22 protein-coding genes are annotated in these 24,629 nt (G+C 59.0%); 6 read left to right on the top strand and 16 right to left on the bottom strand.

Translation table 11 applies throughout. The annotated features are described in order from the left end of the window. Window positions 1-30: 30 nt before the first annotated feature. A complete protein-coding gene (creD, locus tag I6G90_RS15985; protein ID WP_197928284.1) occupies window positions 31-1,404 on the top strand; it encodes a cell envelope integrity protein CreD in 1,374 nt (457 codons plus the stop codon). Window positions 1,405-1,460: 56 nt separating this feature from the next. Here the strand turns inward: creD and glmU are convergent, their stop codons facing one another. The 15 genes from glmU to mioC form a co-directional block, all read right to left on the bottom strand. After that, the gene (glmU, locus tag I6G90_RS15980) at window positions 1,461-2,822 is read right to left on the bottom strand and encodes a bifunctional UDP-N-acetylglucosamine diphosphorylase/glucosamine-1-phosphate N-acetyltransferase GlmU (protein ID WP_058052640.1); all 1,362 of its coding nucleotides are present in this window, start codon (window positions 2,820-2,822) and stop codon (window positions 1,461-1,463) included. A 95-nt stretch (window positions 2,823-2,917) separates the two neighbouring features. Next, entirely contained in the window at window positions 2,918-3,346 is a 429-nt protein-coding gene (locus I6G90_RS15975; RefSeq protein WP_005342354.1) for a F0F1 ATP synthase subunit epsilon, read from the bottom strand. A gap of 18 nt (window positions 3,347-3,364) precedes the next feature. After that, a complete protein-coding gene (gene atpD, locus I6G90_RS15970; RefSeq protein ID WP_005342353.1) occupies window positions 3,365-4,753 on the bottom strand; it encodes a F0F1 ATP synthase subunit beta in 1,389 nt (462 codons plus the stop codon). 33 nt (window positions 4,754-4,786) lie between these two features. Then, window positions 4,787-5,653: a F0F1 ATP synthase subunit gamma gene (atpG, locus tag I6G90_RS15965; RefSeq protein ID WP_042656889.1), complete on the bottom strand. Its 867-nt coding sequence runs from the start codon at window positions 5,651-5,653 to the stop codon at window positions 4,787-4,789. A gap of 43 nt (window positions 5,654-5,696) precedes the next feature. Further along, the gene (atpA, locus tag I6G90_RS15960) at window positions 5,697-7,238 is read right to left on the bottom strand and encodes a F0F1 ATP synthase subunit alpha (protein ID WP_033138551.1); all 1,542 of its coding nucleotides are present in this window, start codon (window positions 7,236-7,238) and stop codon (window positions 5,697-5,699) included. Window positions 7,239-7,253: 15 nt separating this feature from the next. After that, window positions 7,254-7,787: a F0F1 ATP synthase subunit delta gene (atpH, locus tag I6G90_RS15955; RefSeq protein WP_005342351.1), complete on the bottom strand. Its 534-nt coding sequence runs from the start codon at window positions 7,785-7,787 to the stop codon at window positions 7,254-7,256. A 13-nt stretch (window positions 7,788-7,800) separates the two neighbouring features. Beyond that, window positions 7,801-8,271, bottom strand: coding sequence for a F0F1 ATP synthase subunit B (gene atpF, locus I6G90_RS15950; protein WP_005339336.1), 471 nt, complete (start codon window positions 8,269-8,271; stop codon window positions 7,801-7,803). 54 nt (window positions 8,272-8,325) lie between these two features. Beyond that, entirely contained in the window at window positions 8,326-8,568 is a 243-nt protein-coding gene (gene atpE, locus I6G90_RS15945) for a F0F1 ATP synthase subunit C (RefSeq protein ID WP_005307205.1), read from the bottom strand. Window positions 8,569-8,626: 58 nt separating this feature from the next. Beyond that, window positions 8,627-9,409 carry a F0F1 ATP synthase subunit A gene (gene atpB, locus I6G90_RS15940; protein WP_042063276.1) on the bottom strand — a complete coding sequence of 261 codons (783 nt, stop codon included), beginning with the start codon at window positions 9,407-9,409 and terminating at the stop codon, window positions 8,627-8,629. Window positions 9,410-9,417: 8 nt separating this feature from the next. Then, window positions 9,418-9,828 (bottom strand): ATP synthase subunit I, encoded by a 411-nt coding sequence (locus I6G90_RS15935; RefSeq protein ID WP_197928282.1) that lies wholly within the window; start codon window positions 9,826-9,828, stop codon window positions 9,418-9,420. A gap of 190 nt (window positions 9,829-10,018) precedes the next feature. Continuing rightward, window positions 10,019-10,927 carry a ParB/RepB/Spo0J family partition protein gene (locus I6G90_RS15930; protein WP_005342343.1) on the bottom strand — a complete coding sequence of 303 codons (909 nt, stop codon included), beginning with the start codon at window positions 10,925-10,927 and terminating at the stop codon, window positions 10,019-10,021. Continuing rightward, the gene (locus I6G90_RS15925; protein ID WP_042063279.1) at window positions 10,924-11,727 is read right to left on the bottom strand and encodes a ParA family protein; all 804 of its coding nucleotides are present in this window, start codon (window positions 11,725-11,727) and stop codon (window positions 10,924-10,926) included. Before I6G90_RS15925 ends, I6G90_RS15930 begins: the two co-directional genes overlap by 4 nt. 26 nt (window positions 11,728-11,753) lie before the next feature. Continuing rightward, entirely contained in the window at window positions 11,754-12,380 is a 627-nt protein-coding gene (rsmG, locus tag I6G90_RS15920; RefSeq protein WP_005339331.1) for a 16S rRNA (guanine(527)-N(7))-methyltransferase RsmG, read from the bottom strand. An 8-nt stretch (window positions 12,381-12,388) separates the two neighbouring features. Further along, window positions 12,389-14,278, bottom strand: coding sequence for a tRNA uridine-5-carboxymethylaminomethyl(34) synthesis enzyme MnmG (gene mnmG / locus I6G90_RS15915; RefSeq protein WP_042063321.1), 1,890 nt, complete (start codon window positions 14,276-14,278; stop codon window positions 12,389-12,391). A 508-nt stretch (window positions 14,279-14,786) separates the two neighbouring features. Next, window positions 14,787-15,236 carry an FMN-binding protein MioC gene (gene mioC, locus I6G90_RS15910; RefSeq protein WP_162626935.1) on the bottom strand — a complete coding sequence of 150 codons (450 nt, stop codon included), beginning with the start codon at window positions 15,234-15,236 and terminating at the stop codon, window positions 14,787-14,789. A gap of 396 nt (window positions 15,237-15,632) precedes the next feature. Here mioC and I6G90_RS15905 point away from each other — a divergent pair, with 396 nt between their 5' ends. From I6G90_RS15905 to fhuB, 5 genes are all read left to right on the top strand, one after another. Further along, window positions 15,633-17,729 (top strand): TonB-dependent siderophore receptor, encoded by a 2,097-nt coding sequence (locus tag I6G90_RS15905; RefSeq protein ID WP_197928280.1) that lies wholly within the window; start codon window positions 15,633-15,635, stop codon window positions 17,727-17,729. Window positions 17,730-17,808: 79 nt separating this feature from the next. Further along, on the top strand, window positions 17,809-19,455 hold the full coding sequence (locus I6G90_RS15900; RefSeq protein ID WP_197928278.1) for a multidrug ABC transporter permease/ATP-binding protein: 1,647 nt from the start codon (window positions 17,809-17,811) through the stop codon (window positions 19,453-19,455). Between the two features lie 46 nt (window positions 19,456-19,501). Then, a complete protein-coding gene (locus tag I6G90_RS15895) occupies window positions 19,502-20,266 on the top strand; it encodes an ATP-binding cassette domain-containing protein (RefSeq protein WP_144716040.1) in 765 nt (254 codons plus the stop codon). Window positions 20,267-20,300: 34 nt separating this feature from the next. Further along, window positions 20,301-21,185, top strand: a complete 885-nt coding sequence (locus I6G90_RS15890; protein ID WP_197931212.1) for an ABC transporter substrate-binding protein — start codon at window positions 20,301-20,303, stop codon at window positions 21,183-21,185. After that, a complete protein-coding gene (gene fhuB / locus I6G90_RS15885) occupies window positions 21,182-23,164 on the top strand; it encodes a Fe(3+)-hydroxamate ABC transporter permease FhuB (protein ID WP_197928276.1) in 1,983 nt (660 codons plus the stop codon). The genes I6G90_RS15890 and fhuB overlap by 4 nt, the downstream gene beginning before the upstream one ends. Before the next feature lie 69 nt (window positions 23,165-23,233). On the opposite strand, the gene mnmE is transcribed toward fhuB, so the two are convergent. After that, complete coding sequence (gene mnmE, locus I6G90_RS15880) at window positions 23,234-24,595, bottom strand: tRNA uridine-5-carboxymethylaminomethyl(34) synthesis GTPase MnmE (RefSeq protein WP_197928275.1); 1,362 nt, start codon at window positions 24,593-24,595, stop codon at window positions 23,234-23,236. Window positions 24,596-24,629 lie beyond the last annotated feature (34 nt).

Below are 24,629 nucleotides of genomic sequence, written 5' to 3'. Positions count from 1 at the left end.
GACTCGCTCCATCCAACAAGGAGACGTGTCATGGTCAAACAGATATTCACCCACAAGATCTTTCTGCTGCTGTTGCTCAGCTTGCTGTTGATGGTACCGGTGCAATCCATCATGGAGCTGAACCGGGAGCGTCAGGCTTACCGCAGTCAGGCCATTCACAGCATCATGGCCAGCAGCAGCGGCCCGCAGCGACTGATGGGACCCATCCTGGTGCAGCCTTATACCCGCTCGATGACGGTCGAACAGGAGGGCAAGCGCTTCGTCCGTCAAGAGCAGGTCTACCGCTACCTGCTGCCGGAGCAGCTGGATATCAAGGCCAACATGGAGGTCACCCCGCGCAAGCTGGGCATCTATCAGGCGCAGGTCTATCAGACCCGGCTCACCCTCTCCGGCCGCTTGCCTACCCGACAGAATCTGCTGGATAACGCGACCCCACCGCTTGATGAAGCGGCCGAGCTGGTGGCGGGCAAACCCTACCTGAGTCTGGTGCTCTCCGATGCCCGCGGTATCAACAGCGTCCCCGAACTGCAACTCGGCACCCAGCGGATCCCGTTTGCCCCCGGCGCCCGCCTCGGTGACGCGCTGGCGGGTATCCATGCCCCGCTCGACAGCCTGCCGCAGCAGGATGGCACCTTTCATCTGGAGCTGAATCTGCAGGGGATGAATGCCCTCGACATAGTGCCGCTGGGCAAGGAGAGCACCCTGCTGCTGGCGGGCAACTGGCCCCATCCCAACTTTATCGGCGACTTTCTGCCGGGCAGTCGCACCCTGAGCCCGCAAGGGTTTGAGGCCAACTGGCAAACCAGCTGGTTTGCCAGCGACATGGAGACCCGCTTCAACCGGATGATGAACGGGGGCGATAGCAATCTCTCCAGCTTCAGCGTCAGTCTGGTGCAGCCGGTGGATCACTATCAGCTCAACGAGCGGGCGGCCAAATATGCCCTGCTGTTTATCGGCCTCACCTTTATCAGCTTCTTCATGTTCGAGCTGCTCAAGGGGCTGCGGGTCCACCCGATCCAGTACGCGCTGGTGGGCATGGGGCTGGCCATCTTCTATCTGGTTCTGCTGGCGCTGACCGAACACCTCGGTTTTGGCTGGGCTTATCTGGTGGCCGCGCTGGCCAGCGTGCTGCTCAACGGCTTCTACCTCAGCCATGTGCTGGGCGGCCCGAAACAGGGGATCGGCTTCGCGGCACTGCTCGGGCTGGTCTATGCCATCCTCTACAGCCTGTTGCAGGCCGAAGAGATCGCCCTGCTGCTCGGCGCCCTGCTGCTGTTCGCCACCCTGGCGCTGATCATGCTGCTGACCCGCAAGCTGGACTGGTATCAGGTGATGGACTACAGCGCCCCCACCACCACATGGGCGGCTCCCCAGTCATCGACCGGTGACGCCAACCATCAGTGATAAGTCCAAAAAAAACCGGCGCCATCAGGCGCCGGTTCTATTTTATTGATCGGGCATCACTTCTTCTTGACCGGGCGAGCCCAGTTCTTGATGTGACGCTGGGGCACCCGGGTGATCACCAGCTCGTTCTCGGCCACATCCTTGGTGATGGTGGAACCCGCCCCCAGAGTCGCGCCCTTGCCGATACGCACCGGCGCCACCAGCTGGGTATCGGAACCGACAAACACATCATCCTCGATGATGGTCTGGAACTTGTTCACGCCGTCGTAGTTGCAGGTGATGGTACCGGCACCGATATTCACCTTGGCACCCACCTCGGCATCTCCCAGATAGGTGAGGTGACCACACTTGGAGCCAACCCCCAGACGGGCCTTCTTCATCTCGACGAAGTTGCCGACGTGGGCATCCTGCTCCAGCACCGCGCCCGGGCGCAGACGGGCAAACGGGCCGACCGAACACTGATCCGCCACCTGAGCCCCTTCAACGATGGAGTAGGGCTTCACTTCGGTGTGATCGCCAATGACGCAATCCTTCAGCACGGCACCGGCACCAATACGGACGTGGTTGCCGAGGGTTACCTTGCCTTCGATGATGACGTTGACGTCGATCACCACCTCTTCACCGATCTCGAGGGTTCCGCGCAGATCGAAGCGGGCCGGGTCGATCAGGGTAGCACCGGCGATCATCAGCTTCTCGGCCTGCATCTGCTGGTAGCTGCGCTCAAGGGCAGCCAGCTGGACCCGGTTGTTGGCCCCTTCCACCTCGGCGGCACGCTCCGGATGGACCGCCGCGATCGGGCAGCCATCGCCGTGCGCCATGGCGATCACGTCGGTCAGATAGAACTCGCCTTGGGCATTCTTGTTGTCCAGACGCGACAGCCAGCTGCGCAGCTGACCGCCGTTGGCCACCAGCACGCCGGTGTTCACTTCACGAATGGTCAGCTGCTCGGCGTTGGCATCTTTCTGCTCGACGATACCGACCACCTGACCATTTTCACGGACGATGCGGCCATAGCCGGTGGGGTTGTCCAGCACCACGGTCAGCAGTGCCATGCCATCGCTTGCCTTGGCAGCCAGCAGTCGTTGCAGGGTCTCTGGCTGGATCAGCGGGGTATCGCCGTACAGCACCAGCACGTCGTCTTCATCCTGCCAGAACGGGATGGCCTGGGCGACCGCATGACCGGTCCCCAGCTGCTGCGCCTGCAGCACCCAGTTCACATCGGCGGCGACGATCCGCTCTTTCAGCAGCTCGGCACCGTGGCCATAGACCAGATGCAGCTGCTCGGCACCGACCTGACGGGCGGTATCGATCACATGGGAAACCATGGGTTTGTTGGCTACTGGGTGCAGTACCTTGGGCAGAACGGAACGCATGCGGGTACCTTTACCCGCCGCCAGGATCACGACGTTGAGAGACATGACTTCGACCTTGAACTTGTGTGGAAATACTCGGCGGAGTCTATCGAACGGGTAAAAAAAAAGCGACCCGAAGGTCGCTTTTTACATCACCGTTATTAGCGGTAATTCTTTTTGACGATATCGATGACTCGCAGTTGAGCCATCGCCTTGGCCAGCTCGGTAGCGGCCTGGGCGTAGTCGATATCACCATGGGAGCTGTGGATCCGCTCTTCGGCTGCCCGCTTGGCTTCCTGGGCTTTCGCCTCATCCAAGTCGTCAGCACGAATCGCGGTGTCCGCCAGCACGGTCACGGATTCAGGTTGTACTTCCAGCATGCCGCCGGAGATGTACAGCACCTCTTCAGTTCCGTTCTGCTTCACCAAGCGGACCAGGCCCGGCTTGATGGCAGTCAGCAACGGAGCATGACCGTGGCGGAGACCCAACTCACCTTCGGAGCCTGATACCTGAGCAGTTTGCACGCGACCGGAAAACAGTTTTCCTTCGGCGCTCACCACATCCAGGTGAAAGGAGATCATCTCTGCCATGGGCCCTCCTGTCGAGGCTTACAGTTTCTTGGATTTCTCGACGACTTCGTCGATACCGCCAACCATGTAGAACGCCTGCTCGGGCAGATCGTCATACTCGCCTTTCAGGATGCCCTGGAAACCACGAATGGTCTCTTTCAGCGGCACGTATTTACCCGGAGAACCGGTAAACACTTCTGCTACGAAGAACGGCTGGGACAGGAAACGCTCGATCTTACGGGCACGGGCTACGGTCAGTTTGTCTTCTTCTGACAGTTCATCCATACCCAGGATGGCGATGATGTCCTTCAGCTCTTTGTAGCGCTGCAGTACGGTCTGAACGCCACGAGCGGTCTCGTAGTGCTCTTTGCCAACCACCAGCGGATCCAGCTGACGAGAGGTAGAGTCCAGCGGGTCAACGGCCGGGTAGATACCCAGTGCCGCGATTTGACGGGACAGTACGACAGTCGCATCCAGGTGGGCGAAGGTGGTCGCCGGAGACGGGTCAGTCAAGTCATCCGCAGGCACGTAAACGGCCTGTACGGAGGTGATGGAACCAGTCTTGGTGGAGGTGATACGTTCTTGCAGAACACCCATCTCCTCGGCCAGAGTCGGCTGGTAACCTACTGCGGAAGGCATACGGCCCAGCAGTGCGGATACTTCAGTACCGGCCAGGGTGTAACGGTAGATGTTGTCCACGAAGAACAGCACGTCACGACCTTCGTCACGGAACTTCTCGGCCATGGTCAGGCCGGTCAGCGCTACGCGCAGACGGTTTCCGGGCGGCTCGTTCATCTGACCGTAAACCAGAGATACTTTGTCCAGTACGTTGGACTCCATCATCTCGTGGTAGAAGTCGTTACCCTCACGGGTACGCTCACCTACACCGGCGAACACAGAGTAACCACTGTGTTCGATCGCGATGTTACGGATCAGCTCCATCATGTTTACGGTTTTGCCTACACCGGCACCACCGAACAGACCAACCTTACCACCCTTGGCGAACGGGCATACCAGGTCGATAACCTTGATGCCGGTCTCCAGCAGATCGTTGCTGTTGGACTGATCTTCGTAGCTGGGGGCAGCGCGGTGGATAGACCAGCACTCTTCTTCACCGATCGGACCTTTTTCGTCGATTGGCTCGCCCAGTACGTTCATGATCCGACCCAGAGTCGCAGTACCGACCGGAACCTGGATGGATTTACCGCTATTCACTACTTCCAACCCACGACGCAGACCGTCGGAGGAGCCCATGGTGATGCAACGAACGACGCCGCCACCGATCTGTTGCTGAACTTCCAGCACCAGACCCTGGCCTTGACCTTCGCTAACGACCTTCAGTGCATCGTACACCTGGGGCACGGCATCCTGCGGGAACTCGATGTCCACCACAGCGCCGATGATTTGGACGATGAAACCGTTACTCATGTCAAATCCTCTAAACCTTTGATAACCCTTGCCTTACACCGCAGCAGCACCGGATACGATCTCTGTCAGCTCCTGGGTAATACTGGCCTGACGGGCCTTGTTGTATACCAGTTGCAGATCGTTAATCAGGTTACCGGCGTTGTCAGTCGCGGCTTGCATGGCAACCATTCGGGCTGCCTGTTCACTTGCCAAGTTTTCCACTACCCCCTGGTACACCTGGGACTCGACATAGCGAATCAGCAGGGTATCCAGCAGTTGCTTGGGATCCGGCTCATAGAGGTAATCCCAGTGGTGTTTCTTGGCGAGCTTGCTGTCTTCAGTTACGGGCAAAGGCAGCAGTTGATCGACCCGTGGTTGCTGCACCATGGTGTTGACGAACTTGTTGTACACCAGATACAGCTTGTCAATCTCACCGTTGTCGTAAGCCTTCAGCATGACCTTGACTGAACCAATCAGGTCATTGACGCTCGGGTTATCGCCCAGTCCTGCGACGTGAGCTTTCACCTTGGCGCCGTGCCGTTCAAAGAAGTTGGAGGCCTTGTTACCGATCAGTGCCAGGTCAACCTTGGCACCTTTCGCGCTCCATTGCTTCATATCATTGAGGGCAGCCTTGAACAGGTTGATGTTCAAACCGCCACACAGGCCACGGTCGGTGGAGACGACGATGTAACCCACTCGCTTGACCTCACGTTCGATGAGGTAGGGGTGCTTGTATTCCAAGTTCCCCTGAGCGATATGGCCGATCACCTTGCGCATGGTTTCAGCGTACGGACGGCTGGCAGACATGCGTTCCTGCGCACGGCGCATTTTGCTTGCTGCCACCATTTCCATAGCGCCGGTGATCTTCTGAGTGTTTTTCACACTCCCGATCTTGTTACGTATCTCTTTTGCGCCGGCCATCTCTTACTCTCCATCAGGTGGCAGCTCGCGCTGCCACACACGCTTACCAGGTCTGGGTTGCCTTGAAGTCATCCAGCAACGCAGTCAGCTTGCCAACGATCGCGTCGTTGTAGTCGGCCTTGGCATTGATTTCAGCCATCAGCTCGGCATGCTGGGTATTGGCGTAAGAGAGCAGAGCGGCTTCGAAGTCGACGATCTTGTTCAGCTCGACATCGGAGAGATAGCCTTTCTCGGCGGCGAACAGCACCAGAGACTGGTGAGCCACGCTCAGCGGAGAGTACTGCTTCTGCTTCATCAGCTCGGTCACTTTCACACCGTGATCCAGCTGCTTGCGAGTCGCATCGTCCAGATCGGAAGAGAACTGGGCGAATGCCGCCAGTTCGCGATACTGGGCCAGTGCGGTACGGATACCACCGGACAGCTTCTTGACGATCTTGGTCTGGGCAGCACCACCTACACGGGATACGGAGATACCCGGGTCAACCGCCGGACGAATACCGGAGTTGAACAGCTGTGAAGTCAGGAAGATCTGACCATCGGTGATGGAGATCACGTTGGTCGGAACGAACGCAGAAACGTCACCCGCCTGGGTTTCGATGATTGGCAGCGCGGTCAGAGAACCGGTCTGGCCTTTTACGGCACCATTGGTGAACTTCTCTACGTACTCGGCGTTAACGCGAGCAGCACGCTCCAGCAGACGGGAGTGCAGATAGAAAACGTCACCCGGGTAAGCTTCACGTCCTGGCGGACGGCGCAGCAGCAGGGAGATCTGACGATAAGCTACGGCCTGTTTGGACAGGTCATCATAGATGATCAGCGCGTCTTCACCGCGGTCACGGAAGTACTCACCCATGGAGCAACCGGCATACGGAGCCAGGTACTGCAGGGCAGCCGCTTCGGAGGCAGAGGCGACGACCACGATGGTGTTGGCCAAGGCACCGTGCTCTTCCAGCTTGCGCACCACGTTGGCGATGGTGGAGGCCTTCTGGCCAATCGCAACGTAAACACACTTAATGCCGGAATCTTTCTGGTTGATGATGGTGTCGATCGCGATGGCGGTCTTACCAACCTGACGGTCACCGATGATCAGCTCACGCTGGCCACGACCGATAGGGATCATGGCATCGATGGCTTTCAGACCGGTCTGGACCGGCTGGTCAACAGACTTACGCTCGATAACGCCCGGTGCGATCACTTCGATCGGCGAGAAGCCGTCGTTGTCGATCGGACCTTTACCGTCGATCGGCTGACCCAGGGTGTTCAGCACCCGGCCCAACAGACCACGACCTACCGGCACTTCCAGAATACGGCCAGTACCTTTTACTTTCATTCCTTCTGACAGACCGTCATAGGAACCCATAATCACTGCACCGACGGAGTCACGCTCCAGGTTCAATGCCAGAGCGTAGCGGTTGCCCGGCAGCTCGATCATCTCACCCTGCATGGCATCGGCCAGGCCGTGAATACGAATGATACCGTCGCTCACAGAGACGATAGTACCTTCGTTACGCGCTTCGCTTTTTACATCAAACTGCGCAATGCGCTGCTTGATCAGCTCGGCGATTTCAGTGGAATTCAGTTGCATGCTCTAATACCCCAATCAAGATTGCAGCGCGTCAGCCATGCGATCCAGCTTACCGCGGACTGTGCCGTCGATTACCAGATCACCGGCCTTGATGAGCACCCCGGCCATCAAGGACGCATCGATGCTGCAATTCAGCTTCACTTTGCGCGCGAGACGTTGTTCCAGAGAAGCCTGAATATTGGCTTTCTGCTGGTCGGTCAGTTCGATCGCCGAAATCACGTCAGCCTGAACCTCTTTATCCAGTTCAGCTTTGAACGCTACAAATTCAGCAACGACCGCCGGCAGCACACCCAAGCGACCATTCTCGGCCATCACCCGGATCAGGTTCTGGCCATGCTCGTCGAGTTGCTCACCACAGATACCGACAAATAGATTTGCCAGCTCTTCGGCAGCCACAGAGCCGTTTACCAGGTTGTGCATGGTCTCGTTTTCCGCTACTTGCGCAGCGAAACCGAGCATACCCAGCCACTGGTCAACCGCCTTGTGCTCAACGGCAAACTCGAAAGCAGCCTTGGCGTAGGGGCGAGCGATTGTAGTCAGTTCAGACATAGCCCCGTTCCCGTTACAGTTCTGCTACCAGTTTGTCGACGATGTCGCTGTTGGCAGCCTGGTCGATTTGACGCGCCAGGATCTTCTCTGCACCAGCAATGGCAAGAGCAGCAACCTGCTTACGCAGTTCTTCTTTGGCACGATGACGTTCAGCTTCGATCTCGGCACGGCCCTGAGCCAGGATTTTTTCCCGCTCGGATTGGGCACCAGCGGCAGCTTCATCAATGATCTGGGCTTTACGTTTGTTAGCCTGTTCAATGATTTCAGCAGCCTGCAGCTTGGCTTCTTTCAGCTGATCGGTGGCGTTGGCCTTGGCCAAATCCAGATCTTTCTTGGCACGTTCGGCAGAAGAGAGACCGTCAGCAATAGCTTTCTGACGGGCTTCGATGGCAGCAATCAGCGGCGGCCATACGTACTTCATGCAAAACACTACGAAGAAGAAAAAAGCAATTGCTTGGCCGAGGAGGGTGGCATTGATATTCACAGCCGATGTCCTCTTAAGTTAGTTAATGGGTTATGCCTGGAGAGTCGTAACGACTTAGCCAGCAACCGCAAACATCACATACAGACCCAGACCAACGGCGATCATCGGGATCGCATCCACCAGACCCATTACGATGAAGAACTGGGTACGCAGAACAGGGATCAGATCCGGTTGACGAGCAGCACCTTCCAGGAACTTGCCACCCAGGATACCGATACCGATGGAAGCGCCGATAGCAGCCAGACCCATCATCATTGCAGCAGCGATGTACAGCAGGTCCATGTTCAAGTTTTCCATGAGGATCTCCAGTTATTTAGATGTAATTGATTGTATAAAAAGGATTATTTGAGTTGCATTAATTATGGTCTTCCTGCGCCATCGACAGATAGACGATGGTCAGAACCATGAAAATGAATGCCTGCAAAGTGATGATCAGGATGTGGAAAATTGCCCAAGGCACGGACAGGATCCACTGTGACCACCAGGGTAACAAACCCGCAATCAGGATAAAGATCAGTTCGCCAGCATACATGTTGCCGAACAGTCGAAGACCCAGAGAAACAGGTTTGGAAATCAGCGTAACAGTTTCCAGGATGAGGTTAACCGGGATGGCCGCCGGGTGGTTGAAAGGCTGAAGCGTCAGCTCCTTCACAAACCCGCCGATACCCTTGACCTTGATGCTGTAGTACAGGATCAAGAAGAACACGCCCAAAGCCATGGACATGGTGATGTTAACGTCAGCAGAGGGAACCACACGCAGATAGGGAATACCCATCAATTGTGCAGCGTGAGGGATAAAGTCAACGGGGATCAGATCCATGAAGTTCATCAGGAAGATCCACACAAACACGGTCAACCCCAAAGGTGCGATGACCTTGTTGCGACCGTGAAAGATGTCTTTGACGTTACCATTCACAAACTCGACCAGCATCTCCACAAAGCACTGCAGCTTACCCGGCACACCGCTGGTAGCGTTAACGGCTACTTTGCGGAACAACAGGATAAACAGGGCGCCTAGCACGACGGAAAATATCATTGAGTCGATATTGACCGTCCAGAACCCGGACCCGACTTGAAGGTGGGTCAGGTGGTGGGAGATATATCCCTGAGGAGTCAGGACTTCTCCGGTTGCAGACATGAGTTTTCCTAATAGTGGTTGTTAAGCGTGAATGAAACCATCCACTGTACAACGAGGGCGAGGATATAAGTGGCGAAAAACGAGACGGTAACGACCTCGACTCCCGCACCAAACAACAGGGCAAACAGACCTGCCGTCGACATGAGCTTAATCCCAGCCCCACCATAAAAGTCCCGCAAAACCAGGCCCACACTCTCGGTTGTCACCTTGCGGCGCAGCACCCAGACAGTAAACAAGGCTTGAGGAACCCAGTACATCCCCCCTCCGTAAAGGGCGGAATAACCGGCGCTGGCACCAGTCAGGTAAAACCAGACGGCACTCATCGCCAGGATCAGGATGAGCTGACAAACGAGCATAACCAAGGCCAGTGTCAAACCTTCCAAGGCTAATTTCTGCTTCACCAACCTACCCCTGAACATTACAGAACTGTAAAAAATCGGGATCCGAAGACCCCATGTTAACAGCTCTTAAAGCCGGTCAAATTATACCCTTGAGGGCAGCTATTGCAATATGACAAAAATCCTTAATTTTTGCGGCTTTCAGCGGCAAATCAAGGTTATGGCCATATCAAAAGGAATGGATGTTTTATTACTACAAAAAGCGTAAAAATCACGATTCCGACACGCCAAAATAGCCCAATATACGGTCCAAATCAGACAAATTCTCGTAACTTATTACTAACTTCCCGCTATCCCGCTTGCCAGGCTGAAGTTGCACCTGATTGCCAATTTTTTCTGCCAGTTGGCGCTCCAGGTAACCGATCTGCGGATCACGGGCAGGTTCGACCCTGGCTTTTGCCGGTTCGAGCGCTTTTTGCACCAGCTTCTCGGTATCGCGCACGGTCAGCCCCTTCTGGGCAACCAGCTTGGCCAGTTCGGACTGGGCCTGGCCGCTCAGGGCCAGCAGGGCACGGGCATGACCCATGTCGAGGTCGCCATGCTCGACGAAACGCTTCACGTCGTCGTTGAGCTGGTTGAGGCGCAGCAGGTTGGTCACCGTGGTGCGGGACTTGCCCACCGCCTCGGCCACCTGCTGGTGGGTGAGTTCGAATTCGGTCAGCAGTCTTTGTAAAGCGACCGCCTCTTCGATGGCATTGAGGTCTTCCCGCTGAATATTTTCAATCAGCGCGATGGCGACGGCGGCCTCGTCGGGCACATCCTTGACGATGCAGGGCACCACCTCGAGACGGGCCAGCTGGGAGGCGCGCCAGCGCCGTTCACCGGCGATGATTTCGAAGGATTGCTCGCCGAGAGGGCGTACCACGATGGGCTGGATCACCCCCTGAGCGCGGATGGAGTTGGCAAGCTCTTCCAGTGCATCCTGGGACATATCCTTGCGGGGCTGGTACTTGCCGGACTGCAACCACTCCACCGGCAGCTTGCGCAGCTCGCCCTGATTGGTAGGGGCCATGGCCTCTTCGGTACGTTGATCGCTCATCACCTGTTTCTGGCGGGCAGCCGTGCTGGTACTGAGCAGGGCATCCAGCCCCTTGCCCAGTCCACGTTTTTTCGGAGTCATATGCTCTCTCGGTCTGCGATGGTCGCCTGACGCTCCTGCTCCTGGCGGCGCAGCATTTCGCCAGCCAGTGCCAGGTAGGCCTTGGCGCCCACCGATGATTTGTCATAGTGCATGGCCGGGGCACCGAAACTCGGGGCCTCCGCCAGTCTAACGTTGCGGGGAATGATGGTGCGGTAGACTTTGTCGCCGAAGTGCTGTTTTAGCTGATCGGACACATCATTGGCCAGCCGGTTGCGGTGATCGAACATGGTGCGCAGCACCCCTTCGATCTTGAGCTCCGGATTGACCACGGCGGCCAGCTTGCTGATGGTGTCGACCAGGGCGGTCAGCCCCTCCAGCGCGTAATATTCGCACTGCATGGGCACCAGCACGGAGTCGGCGGCAGCCATGGCGTTCACGGTCAGCATGTTGAGAGAAGGCGGGCAGTCGATGAAGACGTAGTCGTATTTGTCCCGCACCGAGGCCAGCGCATTGCGCAGGCGGATTTCGCGGGCGAAAAACTCCATCAGACGGATTTCGGCCGCGGTCACGTCGGCGTTGGCGGCGATCAGGTGATAACCCCCGGAAGTTTCGGGGATGATCACTTCGCTGATGGGGGCATCCTCGATCAGCAGCTCATAGGCGGTGCGCTCGACGTCATACTTGTCGACACCGCTGCCCATGGTGGCATTGCCCTGCGGATCCAGATCGATCACCAGCACCTTGCGCCGAGTGGCAGCCAGGGAGGCGGCCAGATTCACACAGGTGGTAGTTTTACCCACTCCACCCTTCTGGTTGGCTATGGCGATGACTTTTCCCACACGATCCCCTAAATGAAACTGCGACCCTATTCGGGCTGGATATGTTTGAATTCCAGCAGATGACGTTCGCCTTCCAGCTCCGGCACCCGCAACTCATGACAGGCTACCAGACGGATATTGGCAGGCAACTGGGCCAGCTCCTGCTCGGGATATTGTCCCTTGAGCGCCAGGAAGCAGCCCTGTTCTGACGGCAGGTGGTGACACCAGCTCAGCATGTCCTCCAGCGAGGCGAATGCCCGACTCAGTACACCATCAAACCCCACCTCGGGTTGATACTCTTCAACCCGGGATTTGACCGGCGTCACATTGGTCAGACCCAGCTCCTGGATCACCTGACGGATAAAGTTGATCCGCTTGCCCAGACTGTCGAGCAGGACGAACTGCTTGTCCGGATTGATGATCGCCAGCGGCAATCCCGGCAGGCCGGGACCGGTCCCCACATCGATGAAGCGCTCACCGTGCAAGTGGGGGCTTACCACCAGGCTATCGAGGATATGCTTGACCAGCATGGCGTCCGGATCTCGCACCGAGGTGAGATTGTAAGCCTTGTTCCACTTGTGCAGCAACTCGACCAACTGCACCAGTTGGCTCTTTTGGGTATCGGTGATAACAATTTCGGCCTGCTTGAGCAGGCCGTTCAATCTTTCCAGCATGGGATTCCTCAGGCGGTTTTACGCAGCAGGCCGTGTTTTTTCAGGTGAACCAGCAGGATGGAGATGGCCGCCGGGGTGATGCCGGAGATACGGGAAGCCTGACCAATGGTCTGCGGCTTGGCATCGTTCAGCTTGGCTTTCACCTCGTTGGAGAGGCCGTTCACCTCGCGATAGTCCAGATCCAGCGGCAGCAGGGTGTTTTCGTTGCGCAGCTGCTTTTCCACTTCATCGTGCTGACGCTCGATGTAACCGGCGTACTTGATCTGGATCTCAACCTGTTCGGCCGCGGCAGGATCGGTCACGGAAGGGCCAACCCCTTCGATGGCCATCAGCGCATCGTAGGTCACCTCGGGGCGACGCAGCAGCTCTTCCAGACTCTGTTCGCGGGTCAGCGGGGTGTTGACCAGGGCGTTGACCGCTTCCAGTGACGGGTGTTGCGGGTGGATCCAGGTTGAACGCATGCGCTGACGCTCCAGCTCGACCTGTTCCATCTTGGCGTTGAATTTGCTCCAGCGCTCGTCATCCACCAGACCCAGTTCGCGACCGATGGCGGTCAGACGGATATCGGCATTGTCTTCCCGCAGCAGCAGGCGGTATTCGGCGCGGCTGGTGAACATGCGGTAAGGCTCGCGAGTCCCCAGGGTGGAGAGATCGTCCATCATCACGCCCATGTAGGCCTGATCCCGACGCGGGTTCCAGGGATCCTTGTCCTGAGCACGCAGGGCGGCGTTCAGACCGGCCATCAGGCCTTGTGCCGCCGCCTCTTCGTAACCGGTCGTGCCATTGATCTGGCCAGCGAAGAACAGGTTTGGAATGCACTTGCTCTCCATGTTGGCCTTGAGATCCCGCGGATCGAAGAAATCATATTCGATGGCATAGCCGGGGCGGGTGATGTGGGCGTTCTCGAAGCCACGCACGGAACGGACGATCTGCACCTGCACGTCAAACGGCAGGCTGGTGGAGATCCCGTTCGGATAGAGTTCGTGGGTGGTCAGGCCTTCCGGCTCGACGAAGATCTGGTGCGCCGTCTTGTCGGCGAAACGAGTGATCTTGTCTTCGATCGACGGGCAGTAGCGCGGGCCGATCCCCTCGATCACCCCGGCGTACATGGGGCTGCGATCCAGGTTATTGCGGATCACCTCGTGGGTACGCTCGTTGGTATGGGTGACGTAGCAGGGCACCTGACGCGGATGCTGGCTGGCATCGCCGATAAACGAGAAGACCGGACGCGGATCATCGCCATGCTGGGCCTGCATCACAGAGAAATCGACGCTGCGGGCATCGATGCGCGGCGGCGTACCGGTCTTGAGACGATCGATGCGCAGCGGCAGTTCACGCAGGCGTTGGGCCAGGGCGATCGAGGGAGGATCCCCGGCGCGGCCGCCTTTGTAGTTTTCCATCCCGATGTGGATCAACCCGTTCAGGAAGGTACCGACCGTCAGCACCACAGTCTTGCCGCTGATGCGGATCCCGCTCTGGGTGACCACACCGGCAACACGATCCCCGTCCATGATCAGATCGTCACAGGCCTGCTGGAAGATCTTCAGGTTCGGGTAGTTCTCCAGCATCTGGCGAACGACGGCCTTGTAGAGCAGGCGATCCGCCTGGGCACGAGTGGCTCGCACCGCCGGGCCCTTGGAGGAGTTGAGGGTGCGGAACTGGATCCCGCCAAGATCGATGGCACGCGCCATGATCCCGCCGAGTGCGTCAACTTCCCTGACCAGGTGTCCCTTGCCGATCCCGCCGATCGCCGGATTACAGGACATGTGTCCCAGCGTATCGATATTGTGGGTCAGCAACAGGGTGTTCATGCCCATACGGGCTGCCGCAGTTGCTGCTTCGGTTCCGGCATGACCGCCACCGACGACGATCACATCAAATTGTTCATGGTATTGCATTGGGATCACCTTGATCTGCACGCCTGAAGATCTTTATTTGCCTGGGCTAAAGGGCGGAACATTCTATCTGTTTCGCGTCCTGAGGGGAACGTCTACTTAACGTTCAGTATGAAGGGAGGATCCACTAATTAGATCTTAAGGATCTTTAGATCGATCTTTTACTGGATCTCTTATTAGGATCCGCCCTTTCTGTTGATAAGCCCTTTTTGATCATAAAGATCATTAATTTAAGGACGATCCTAGCTTGTGGAAAAGCTTGGATCCTGGCCCGGTGAACGAGGGGATAACCAGGGCTTTTATACACAGAGGTCTGCCGGTCTGGATCTAATACATGGATAACTATAGGTTTTGCAGAGCTTTACACCGTAGTTATGCACATTACCCCTGGGCGTTGTGGGTAACCTTGTAGAACAACTCCCCCGGATCAATCTGTTAATAACATGGTGGATAGTCGATCTGGGGATAAGTGGGGAGATCAAGCTTTTTTTCAGGATCTCCCGCACGCTGATCAGGCGATCATCGTCATCCAGTCGCGGATCCACACTTCTGCGGCATCTTCGGGGATCTCGTGTTGGGTCACATCGATGTCGAGCCGCTCGCCGATCCGGCTGGCACCGCACTCGGTCAACAGTCGATCCAGCGTCTTGCCGCCCTGGCAAAAGGTGTCATAACTGCTGTCGCCAAGGGCGATCACGCCATATTTCAATGAATTAAGATCCGGATGCTGCTCGGCAAGATCCTTGGCGAAGGGTTGCAGGTTGTCGGGCACATCACCGGCACCGTGGGTCGAGGTGACCACCAGCAGGATGGATCCCGCATCATCCAGCACCTCTGCCAGCTTGGCCGGGTTGTGGATCCGGGTCTGGTGGCCAGCCTGTTCCAGCAGGTTGGCGACGTGGTCTGCGACATATTCGGCGGCGCCCAGCATGGAGCCGACGACGAGATTGAGTTTGGCCATGGAATGGATCCTGATTTCAGACAAAGAAACGGAAAGCCGGATTCTACCGCCAAAGGGTGTGGATAAATATGGATAAAGCTTGGGGATAATGGATCCAGTCAGATAATGCCGTTGGATCCATCCCGCCGATCTTTTTTCTGTTTCTTTATACTCCTCTTCATTTTCTTCTCCGCGAATGGTTCTCCTGATGACTCCCATCCCCCGTAAAATCCTGCCAATAACGCAGTTAGATAACAATGCAGATGCAAATGATTAGCAATTATTGAATCGATTCGATCACGGCTCCTGTAGTAGGATTGCGCTGCTTTATTCGCCCATGGAACAGGGTGATGTCGTTAAAAACGACCAAAAATAACAATTAAAACAACATAACTCATTGATAAACGAGACTTTAATATGATTGCGCAAAAATACACTACAGGACCCGGCAAGAAGGGCGCCTTCGGCGTGCTTTCACTCTCCGGTTTGCTCGTCTCCCTGCCGCTGATGGCCGAACAAACCACTGCTGAGCTGCCCAAAGCCAGCGAAACCATGGTGGTGACCGGTACGGCCATGAAGGTGGAAGTGCCGATGGCCGAGACCCCTCGCGCCGTCTCCGTGGTTAATCGCGAGGAGCTGGATCAGCACGCCGTGTTGCAGCTGGATGAAGCGATTCGCTACCGTTCCGGCGTATTGACCGGCCTCTATGGTTCCGACAACAACACCGACTGGTTCAAGGTGCGTGGCTTCGATGCAGCCTCTTATCTGGATGGCAACCGGTTGTTTGGCACCGGCTATTACGTCTGGACGCCGGAACCGTTCGGTCTGGAGAGTGTGGAAGTGCTGAAGGGGCCAGCCTCGATCCTTTACGGTGAGGCACCTCCGGGCGGGGTGATCAATGCCATTAGCAAACGACCGACCGCCACGCCGCAAGGGCAGGTGGATCTGCAGCTTGGCAGCCGGGATCATCATCAGGTCGGGGTGGATGTCTCTGACTCGCTCTCCGACAGCAGCCGCTACCGGATGGTTGCTCTCTATAAAGAGCGTGATGGGGTGCTCACCGGCACCTATAACGATCGGGTCTATCTGGCGCCGAGCGTCACCTTCGATCTTTCGGATCGTACCAGCCTGACCCTGCTGGCCAGTTTCCTGCACGACGAAGGAGTCCCGACCAACGGCTTCTTCCCGGTCTATGGCACGTTGAACACTTCGGGCGGCCAGATCGATCCCTCCACCAACCTGAGCCAGCCGGATTACGATCGCAACCGCAATACCCAGATCTCCACCGGTTACGAGCTGGCCCACCAGCTCAACCAGAGCTGGGAGTTCAAGCAGAACGTCCGCTTCAACTACAACGATCTGCTGCTGCGCCAGACTTATATCTTCCCGACCTATGAAGGCACGACCGCCTACCGCGGTCTGGTCTACCGGGATGGCAATACCAAGAGTGCCACCATGGATAACCAGATGGTGGGCTACTGGAACACCGACAGCACCGAGCAGACCCTGTTGCTGGGGGTGGATCTGCAGCGCCATGTCAATGAAGGTGTCGAGGCCGACAACTACGGCATGGGCTCTATCAATACCATGAACCCGGATTACAGCGGCTTCCCCGGTTTTGACGAGTCGACCGCCACTCACCAGAAGAGCACCAAGGGCCAGAGCGGCCTCTATGCCCAGCACCAGATCCGCTGGGACGATCGCTGGTTGCTGACTGCCGGTGGTCGTTTTGACTATGTGGAGACCCACAACACCAATACCAGCAAGGACCAGCGCCAGTACGATCACGAGCTCTCCCTCTCGGGCAGCCTGATGTATCTGGCCGACAACGGTCTCTCTCCCTACTTTGCCTATGCCGAGTCGTTCGAGGTGTTGCCGGGGATCGATCCCAACACCAAGAGTTCCTACAAGCCGCTCCAGGGCAAGCTCTACGAGACCGGCGTGAAGTATGCGCCAGCCTTCCTCGATGGTTACATCAATCTGGCGCTGTTCGATCTGGCCCAGACCAACTCGCTGGTCTCTACCGGTTCCGGCCAGCAGACCCAGGCGGGTGAAGTGACTTCTCAGGGGATTGAGCTGGAAGGGAGCGTGCAGGCGACCGATGCGCTGCGTCTGACCGCGGCTTATACCTACACCGATGCCAAAACCAATGACACCGGCAGTGGCGATCGCCGTGCCAGTCTGATCCCGCGCCACATCGCCTCCTTCTGGGGCAACTACAAGGTGCAGCAAGGGGTGGCCTCCGGTCTGGAGCTGGGTACCGGCGTGCGTTATATCGGTTCCAGCGTCGGCATCGGCGCCGTGAATGCGGACTACACCCCCATCTACGGCTCTGCCGAGGTGCCGGCCCATACCGTCTGGGATGCGATGATCGGGTATGACTTTGCCAAGAACTGGCGTGCCCAGCTCAACGTCAACAACCTGTTGGGTGAAACCTACGTGGCCAGTTGTGACTACTACTGCTACTACGGCGAGCCGCGCAGCGTAGTGGGCAGCATCAACTACCGCTGGTAATCGAAGTCGGGCGGGAACCGGGTTCCCGCCCTTCTTTTCACCCGCAGTTGTCCTGATCTCTCTGGAATACCGGCCCGTTATGGAACTATTGTCTCTGGTTTATCGCCAATATCGTTGGCCCTTTATCGCCATTACCCTGCTCAGTCTGCTCAGTGCCGTCAGCGGGATTGGCGTCATTGCCTTTATCAATCAGTCTCTTATCGAATCTATAGGTGATCCGCTGCCGATCCTCGGCCAGCTGGTCGGCCTGATAGTGCTGCTGCTTGTGATCACACTCGGATCTCAGCTGGCCCTGACCACCCTCGGTCACCATTTTGTCTACCGGTTGCGCGGCCGTCTGCTCAAGCAACTGCTGGATACCGATGTCGCCCGCATCCGCCAGATTGGTCAGGGGCCGCTGCTGGCCTCCCTCTCCAGCGATATCGGCCAGATCACCATCGCCTTCGTGCGCCTGCCGGAGCTGGTGCAGGGGCTGGTGCTCACGCTGGGCTCTGCCCTCTATCTTGGCTGGCTCTCTCCTGCGTTGCTCGGGGTAACCGCGCTCTGGGTCACCGTCACCATGGTGGTGGGCTGGCTGCTGGTGAACCGTGTTTATCGCCATCTCTCTCATATGCGTCAGGCCGAAGATCGGCTCTATCAGAACTATCAGGCCATCATCGCCGGCAGCAAGGAGCTGGCACTCAACCGCGAGCGGGCTCACTTCGTCTATCACCAGCTCTATGAGCAGAATGCCCGTGACTACCGCCAGCAGATCATCCGCGCCGACACCTATCACCTGAGCGCGGTGAACTGGTCGAATATCATGATGCTGGGGGCCATCGGTCTGGTCTTCTTTCTGGCCAACGGGCTGGGCTGGGCCAATACCAATGTGGCGGCTACCTTTGCGCTGACCTTGCTGTTCCTGCGCACTCCGCTATTGCAGGGGATTGGCGCCCTGCCGACTCTGCTTGCCGCCCAGGTGGCGTTCGACAAGATCGCCGCCCTCAATCTGGCCGAGCCGGATGCTGACTTCCCGCTGCCACCCACCATCCGCCCCTGGCAGCGAATCGAGCTGGAGCAGGTGAGCTTTCACTATCAGGGGGAGGGCGGCTTTGCCGTCGGTCCCATCGATCTGGTCATCGAAAAAGGTGAGCAGATCTTCATCATCGGTGGCAATGGATCCGGCAAGTCGACGCTGGCCATGCTGCTGACCGGCCTTTACCAGCCGGTATCGGGCCGGATCCTGCTGGATGGTGAACCCGTCACCGATCGCAACGCCTATCTGGCGCTCTTCTCCGCCATCTTCACCGACTATCACCTGTTCCAGCACCTGCTGGGGCCGGAACCCAAGGATGAGCTGGTGGCCGAGTGGCTGGAGCGGTTGCAGATGGGCAGCAAGCTCGCCATAGAGGACAACTTTATCGCCGATATTGATCTCTCCCAGGGACAGCGCAAGCGGGTCGCTCTGTTGCTGGCGCTGGCCGAGCAGCGCGAGGTGATGCTGTTTGACGAGTGGGCCGCGGATCAGGATCCCCAGTTCCGCCGCATCTTCTATCAGCTGCTGTTGCCGCGCCTCAAGGAGATGGGCAAGACGGTGATCGCCATCAGCCACGACGATCACTACTTCCCGCTGGCCGATCGCCTGCTGGAGATGCGTCAGGGCCAGCTCACTGAACTGACCGGCGCGCGCCGTGCCGCAGTGAGCCGCGATGCGATCGCCCACCTGGATTGCGAGGTGCCGGCTTGATGTCGGCATCGATGAGACTGGCGGCAAGCCAGCACAGGAATGGCTTATGTTCGAGATGAAATCAGCCAGCTTCACGGTCAATGACCGCACGCTGCTGCACCCCACTGACCTGCGTTTCGAGCAGGGACAGGTCTATGGCCTCATCGGCCACAATGGTTCGGGCAAATCGACCCTGCTCAAGCTGCTGGCTCGCCAGCAACCGCTCAGCGATGGCGAAATCCTGTTCGATGGCAAGCCCCTGCCCGACTGGGGCAACCGGGAGTTCGCCCGTCAAGTGGCCTATCTGCCCCAGCATCTGCCGAGCGCCGAGAATCTGCTCGGGCGGGAGCTGGTGGAGATGGGCCGCTACCCCTGGCGTGGCCTGCTGGGCCGGATGGGGGCGGAGGATCACCGTCAGGTCGATCGGGCCATCGCTCTTACCCATACCGAACGCTTTGCCGATCGGCTGGTGGATACCCTCTCCGGTGGCGAGCGGGGCCGGGTCTGGCTGGCGATGCTGCTAGCGCAGGAGAGCCGCTTCATCCTGCTGGACGAGCCGCTGGCCGCGCTGGATGTGGCCCATCAGGTGGAGGTGCTGACCTTGGTCAGGCAGCTCAGCCGTCAGCTTAACCTCGGGGTCATCATCGTCATTCACGACATCAATATGGCATCCCGCTTCTGTGATCGGCTGGTGGCGCTTCACTCCGGCCGCCTGCTCACCCACGGCGAACCGGAGGGGATCATGACCAGCGAGACCCTGCACGCCATCTATGGCATCCCGATGGAGGTCATTCGCCATCCGGCTCATGCCCATCCCATCGCCATCGTCTGACCGGGGGGCTCTCTTGAACCGTTTATTGAAGAAGATGGCACCCTGCCTTATTAGCCTGCTGCTGCCACTTGCGGCGCAGGCCGACACATCCCCGAGCGCTTCTGCGCCGCTACCCCGTATCGCCACCGTCGACTGGACCATCGCCGAAACCTTGCTGGCGCTCGGGGTGACGCCGCTGGCGGTGGGGGATGCTGGCCCCTATCAGGCCTGGGTCGGCGAGCCACGGTTACCCGCCGAGGTAGTGGATATCGGCCTGCGCACCCAGCCCAACCGCGAGCTGCTGGCGGAGCTCAAACCCGATCGCATCCTCATCTCGCCGCTGGCGGCCCCGCTGGCGCCAACCCTTTCCCGCATCGCGCCGGTAAGCACCATCGCCCTCTATGATGCACAAACCGATCTGTGGCAGCGGCTGCACGAGGTGACCTTGACCCTCGCCCGTATGGTGGGCAAAACCGCCGAGGGCGAACAACTTTTGGCTAGGCTGGAGCGGGATCTCGCCAAGATGCAGGCGGAATTGCCTTCGGATCTGCCGCCCCTGCTGGTGGTGCAGTTTATCGATGAGCGCCATGTGCGGGTGTTTGGTCGCCACAGCCTGTTCGATGCGGTGATGACGCGGCTCGGTCTGCGCAATGGCTGGCAGGAGCAGACCAATGACTGGGGGTTCTCGGTGGTCAGCATCGAGCAGTTTATGACTTTGCCCAATGCGCGGCTGGTGGTGGTCGATCCCATTCCGATCGGGGTGAGCGAACGGCTGCAGGAGCCTGGGCTGTGGCAGCATCTGCCGCTGGTACGGCAGGCGCCCGTGCTGCATCTGCCTGCGGTCTGGAGTTTTGGTGGCGTACTTGCCACCCGCCGTTTCGCCGGTCTGCTCAGCGATGCATTGCTGCAAGATGCCGAGCGTATGGAGGTGAGCCGATGAAGCGACTGCTCACCTCGCCGCTACTGCGGCCGGTCTCGATCCTGCTGGGGTTGACCCTCTCGCTCGCGTGTTGGGATCTGGCTCGCCAGCTGCCCGGTGCGCTCTGGTGGCAGAGCCTGTTCGCCCCCAATCTGGATGACGTCAGCCAAGCGGTGGTGCATTTCAGTTGGCTGCCCCGCTTGGCGGTCACCCTGCTGGCCGGCGCGGCGCTCGGGCTGGCGGGTACCCTGATGCAGCAGGTGCTGCGCAACCCGCTCGCGTCACCCACCACTCTTGGGGTGGCCTCCGGCGCCCAACTGGCGCTGATGATGGTGACACTGTTTGCCCCCTCCTGGTTGCTGCTGGGGCGGGAGTGGATCGCCATGGCCGGCGGCAGCCTTGCGATGGCACTGGTGTTTGCCCTGGCCTGGCGTCGCCAGCTCAATCCGGTGGTCATCGTCTTTGCCGGGCTGGTGATCAACCTCTATCTGGCGGCCATCAGCATGGGACTCTTGCTGTTCTTTCAGGAGGAGCTGAAAGGCTTGCTGGTGTGGGGCAGTGGTTCTTTGGTGCAGAACAGCTGGAGCGGGGTGAGTTACCTGTTGCCCCGCCTGCTGGCAGCCGCTGCGTTGGCCGCGGTGCTGGTACGCCCGCTGGCGGTACTGGAGCTGGATGATGCCAGCGCCCGCAGTCTGGGGGTCTCCCTTCAGCATCTGCGCTTTGCCGGACTCGGGTTGGCGGTGTTTGTCACCGCTTGCGTGGTGAGCGTGGTGGGGCTGATCGGCTTTATCGGGCTGGCGGCGCCCGCCATGGTACGGCTGCTCGGGATCCGCCAGCTCGGCCAGCGGCTGCTGTGGGCACCGATCCTCGGTGCCCTGTTGCTGGCGGCGACCGATCTGCTGCTGCAAAGTTTGAGCCGCTTCTGGCCGGTATTGATCCCCACCGGCGCCATGACCGCCATGCTGGGGGCACCACTGCTGCTCTGGCTGATCCCGCGCCTTGGCATCAAGTCGGGTACGCCTAAGGCAAACGCCGCTCTGCTGGTGGCCCGCCATCCGGCACCGGCTCGCCTTATCGGCTTGTTGCTGGTCGGGCTGCTGCTGGCCATGGTCGCCTCCCTGCTGTTTGGTCAGGGAATGACGGGCTGGAGCTGGCCGAGCTGGCTCCGTTGGCAGGCCCAGCTGGAGTGGCGGCTACCGCGCACTCTGGCGGCGGGAGCGGCTGGCGTACTGCTGGCGCTGGCGGGCACCCTGTTGCAGCGGGTCAGCAACAACCCGATGGCGAGCCCGGAGCTGCTGGGGGTGAGCGGCGGCACCTTTATGGGGGTGATAGCGACGGCCTTGCTGCTGCCCGCGTTGCCCCTGCCGCTGATGCTGGTCGGTGGCCTGCTCGGTGCCTTCGGCTGCCTGTTGCTGCTGGTGGTGGTTAATCGCAAGCACGGCTTCCAGCCGGAGCGGATCCTGCTGTCCGGTATCGCCATCACGGCACTGTTTGAGCCGCTGCAGGCCATTGCGCTGGCCAACGGCGACATGCGGGTGCTGCAACTGCTCTCCTGGATGTCCGGTTCCACCTACTACGTCACCCTGCCGGTGGCCTATGGGTTGGTAGGGCTGGCGCTGTTGATGCTGGCCGCCTGCCTGCTGGTGAGTCGCTGGCTCGATCTGCTACCGATGGGAACTGCGGTGGCGACCGCGCTAGGCATTCGCCTCAACCGTGCCCAGCTCGCCATCCTGCTGCTGGTGGCCGTGCTCACCGCCAGCGCCACCCTGGTGGTGGGGCCGCTCTCGTTCGTTGGTCTGCTGGCCCCGCACATGGCCAAGCTGATGGGGCTGGTACGGGCCCGCTGGCATCTACTCGGGGCTGCCGCCTTCGGTGCCCTGTTGATGGTATCGGCGGACTGGATCGGTCAGCAAATCCTCTTCCCGCAGGAGGTACCGGTCGGGCTGGTCTCCACCCTGTTAGGGGGTGCTTACTTCATGTGGTGTCTGCGCCGCCTCTAGGTTTTCGGATAAAAAACGCACAAAAAAGCCCGGAATGAACCCGGGCTTTTTATTGTCTGTCGTGCGGCGTTACTTGCCGATGCAGAAGCTGGAGAAGATGCGGCCCAGCAGATCGTCTGAGCTGAATTCGCCGGTGATCTCGGAGAGGGACTCTTGCGCCAGGCGCAACTCTTCGGCCACCAGCTCGCCAGCCACGAACACTTCCAGCTGCTCCTTGGCCACCAGCAGGCGCTCAGCGGCGCGCTCCAGTGCATCCAGATGGCGGCGGCGGGCCATAAAGCCCCCTTCGGTGTTGCCCTGGAAGCCCATGCAGGCTTTCAGGTGCTCGCGCAGGGCAGGCAGTCCCAGCTCGGTCTTGGCGGAGATACGGTAGACGGCATGGCCCTGCTCCTGACTCGGTGCCAGATCCTCGCCGGTCAGGTCGGCCTTGTTGCGAATGACGGTGAGGCCGATATTTTTTGGCAACCGATCAACAAATTCCGGCCAGATCTCGCGCGGGTCAACCGCGTCTGTGGTGGTGCCATCCACCATAAACAGCACCCGGTCGGCCTGTTCGATCTCGGCCCAGGCGCGCTCGATACCGATCTGCTCCACCTTGTCCTGGGTGTCGCGCAGGCCGGCGGTGTCGATGATGTGCAGCGGCATGCCATCGAGATGGATGTGCTCGCGCAACACGTCGCGGGTGGTACCGGCAATCTCGGTAACGATGGCTGACTCACGGCCTGCCAGAGCGTTGAGCAGGCTCGATTTGCCGGCGTTGGGACGACCGGCGATCACCACCTTCATCCCTTCCCGCAGCAGGGCGCCCTGCTTGGCTTCACCACGCACGTCGTCCAACTCGGACATGATGGCGTAGAGGTCGCCCGCCACCTTGCCATCGGAGAGGAAGTCGATCTCCTCGTCCGGGAAGTCGATGGCCGCTTCCACATAGATGCGCAGCCGGGTCAGGTTTTCCACCAGCTGCTGGATCTTGCTGGAGAACTGCCCCTGCAGGGAGTGCATGGCGCTGCGGGCAGCCTGTTCGCTGGAGGCTTCAATAAGGTCGGCAATCGCCTCGGCCTGGGCCAGATCCAGCTTGTCGTTGATGAAGGCGCGCTCGCTGAACTCGCCGGGGCGGGCAGGGCGGATGCCGTCGATTTTCAGAATGCGGCGGATCAGCATGTCCATGATGACGGGGCCGCCGTGGCCCTGCAGCTCCAGCACATCCTCGCCAGTGAAGCTGTTGGGCGCTTTGAACAGCAGGGCGATGCCCTGATCCAGTACCTGGCCTTGCTCATCCTTGAACGGCAGATATTCGGCGTAGCGCACCCGCGGGAGCTTGCCGAGCACTATCCCGGCGACCTGTTCGGCGGCGGGGCCGGAGACCCGGACTATGCCGACGCCACCACGGCCTGGGGCGGTGGCTTGGGCCACGATCGTATCTGTTGTCATCTTGCTTGGCTCGTTTGTTCGCTGATAGGAAAAC

Origin of the sequence: Aeromonas allosaccharophila (genome assembly GCF_016026615.1) — a bacterium.
Classification (GTDB): domain Bacteria; phylum Pseudomonadota; class Gammaproteobacteria; order Enterobacterales; family Aeromonadaceae; genus Aeromonas; species Aeromonas allosaccharophila.
This window is presented reverse-complemented; position numbering and strand designations above follow the sequence as displayed.